Source organism: Kitasatospora sp. NPDC091257 (assembly GCF_044757675.1).
GTDB lineage: Bacteria > Actinomycetota > Actinomycetes > Streptomycetales > Streptomycetaceae > Kitasatospora > Kitasatospora lactacystinica.
Window position 1 is genome coordinate 1 of the sequence record NZ_JBIVVI010001248.1, and the last position, 2,556, is coordinate 2,556.

Here is a 2,556-nt window from a genome sequence, read left to right on the forward strand (position 1 = left end):
GCGGGGGGCCCCCCCCCCCCCCCGGCTCGGCGTCGGGGGCTGCGGCCTTGCCGCATCACCCGGTACGGGCCGACCGGGGCTGCGCCGTCACGGCCGCCCCGATCTGTCGACCTGTCAGAAGAATTCTACGGACAACGGATTGACCTGTCCATGGGGAGTCCGGGCTCCGGGCGAAGGTCACGCCCCGCGGGTGATGATCTCCTTCACGCCTTCCATGACGGCCTTGCCGGTCCGCCACTTCCGGAGGTGGCGGTCCGCCGCCAGTTCCTCGACGGCCGAGGTCAGCCAGGCGTCGTCACCGAGCCGTTCGACGTGGCCGAGGTCGACGATGTCCCCCAGCAGTTGGCGCAGCACCGTGAGCTCGGGCGCCGGGTACCACCACCCGTGGTGGACGAACCGGGGCCGCCACAGGTCGTAGGGGTGCCGGACCATGGCGCTGAGGCAGGAGCCGTGGGCGCCGATCGCGCCGTCGTACGAGTTCAGGAGGCCGCCGACCGGCGTGCTGGGGAACCGGCCGCGAGTGAAACCGAGTTGCAGGCTCATCAGGCGGTCCCACGGCACCAGGAACGGATCCCGCCCGGCGACGCGGTGCTCGAATCCCCCGGGGAGGACGGCGAGGTGCGCCGTGCTCTCGTGGTCGCCGATGAACCAGCCGCCGTCGATCCGCACCAGGGGGCCGAGGCCGACGGGCGGCGCTTCGGCGCGGGAGGCACCGGGGGAATCGGGGGAGTCGGAGGCGGTCGACCGGTCCGCGGCGGTGGAGTGGTGGGCGTTCACGGCTCTCCTCAGGGCATGCGGTGCTGTGCACCGACCAGTCTTCCCGGCGCCACCCCTCGGGTCACCATACCGGCCGGCAGGGGCCGTTGAGTGGGAGGACGCGAAAGCCGCCCTTCCGGCACCGGGGTTACTCGGCCTCGGACCCGGACCTGGACCCGGCCTCGACGCCGGCGCCGGAGTCCGACGCGGCGCCCGCCGGGACGGTCTCCAGCGCGGTCATCCGCGGGAGCAGGAGCAGCACCGCGACCAGCAGGGCGAGCAGCAGGCCGCCGCCGATCAGCAGCGGGGTGCGGATGCCGACGGCGGAGGCGATCCAGCCGCTGAGGGCGGCGCCGGCCATGATGCCGAGGCGGCTCAGCAGCATGTAGCAGCTGTTGACCCGGCCGAGCAGCTCCTTCGGCACGGCCTGCTGGCGCAGCGAGATCGCCTGGATGTTCCAGGTGACGATCCCGAAGCCGACCACGCCGTACAGCACGGCCACTTCGGCCACCGAGGTGCTCAGGCCCATCAGGATCAGCGAGACGCCCATCAGCAGGAAGGCGAGGGCGATCCGGGTGCCCCGGCCGAGCAGCCGGCTGAGCCGGCCGGCCAGCGTGCTCGCGGCGGTGCCGCCGATGGCGCCGGCCGCGAGGACGATGCCGTAGGCGGCGGCGGGTGCGTGGATGACCCTGGTGACCATCAGGACCATCATGGTGGTGCCCATGAAGCAGGCGAGCGCGCCGAGGGTGGAGAGCACGGCGAGCATCCGCACGTCGCGGTGGTGGAGCAGCCAGTCGACGCCCTCGCGGATCTCGGTGAGCACCGGGCGGCGGTCGGCCCGGGTGCGCGGCGCGGTGGAGCGGCCGGTGGCGGCGACCAGGACGGCGGCGAGCGCGAAGGACACGCCGTCCACCGTGAAGGGGGCCGCGGCGGCCACGGCGAACAGCGCCGAGCCGAGCAGCGGGCCGATCAGGTTGCCGCCGACGAGCATGTTGGCCTGCATCCGGCCGTTGGCGGCGTCGAGCTGCTCGGGGCGGACCAGCTCGGGGACGGCCGAGGTGGCGGCGTTGGAGAAGACCGTCTCGCCGCAGCCGAGCAGGAAGGCCAGTGCGGCGAGCGCGACCAGCGGCGGGTCGGCGACGAAGATCCAGCAGGCGAAGCCCAGGACGACGGCGGCGCGCGCCGCGTCGATCGTCCACATCAGCCGTCGCCGGTCGGCCCGGTCGGCGAGCACTCCGCCGTACAGGGACATCAGGAGGAAGGGCAGGGAGGCGGCGACGGAGACCACGGAGACCGCGCCGGGGGAGTCGGAGACGGCCACCGCCAGCAGCGGCAGGGCGGAGTCCCGCATGCCGTCGCCGACCGAGGAGATCGCCGACGCGGACCACAGCAGGTGGAACTTCCGGCCCAGTTGAGGACGGCTTTTCGAGGGCTTCGCGGCCAGGTCGGCTGAGGTCACCGACGCAGTATGTCATGTCCGCGGAGGGTCGTTCGGGCGGTTTCCGAACTGCCTGAGGTGTCCCGAACTATCCGTGTCGGGAGGGGTGTCGGGCTCATCCACCGGTGTCCGGAGTGTCCGGTGGGCTTCGGTGGATCCGGCCGGGTTCCCGGCCCGCCCTGGCCCGCCCGCCCGCCCGGGGCGGGGCGGGGCGGGCGAACGCGAAGCCGGACGCGCCCGCGACGCGAGCGCCCGCGCGCCCCCGGTCGCGCCCGGGGTCAGTGCTTCGGCACGGCGTCCGCGGACTCCGGCAGCGGGTAGGCGCCGGGGTCGACCGGGCCCGGGAGGTCGGTCGCCGGGCG

At 74.1% G+C, this 2,556-nt stretch carries 2 protein-coding genes; both read right to left on the bottom strand.

Annotation, left to right across the window (positions count from 1 at the left end; translation table 11 throughout):
- Positions 1 to 177 precede the first annotated feature (177 nt).
- Positions 178 to 777, bottom strand: coding sequence for a hypothetical protein (locus ACIQOV_RS36890; protein WP_401055163.1), 600 nt, complete (start codon positions 775 to 777; stop codon positions 178 to 180).
- Positions 778 to 904: 127 nt separating this feature from the next.
- Complete coding sequence (locus ACIQOV_RS36895) at positions 905 to 2,215, bottom strand: MFS transporter (RefSeq protein WP_401055164.1); 1,311 nt, start codon at positions 2,213 to 2,215, stop codon at positions 905 to 907.
- Positions 2,216 to 2,556 lie beyond the last annotated feature (341 nt).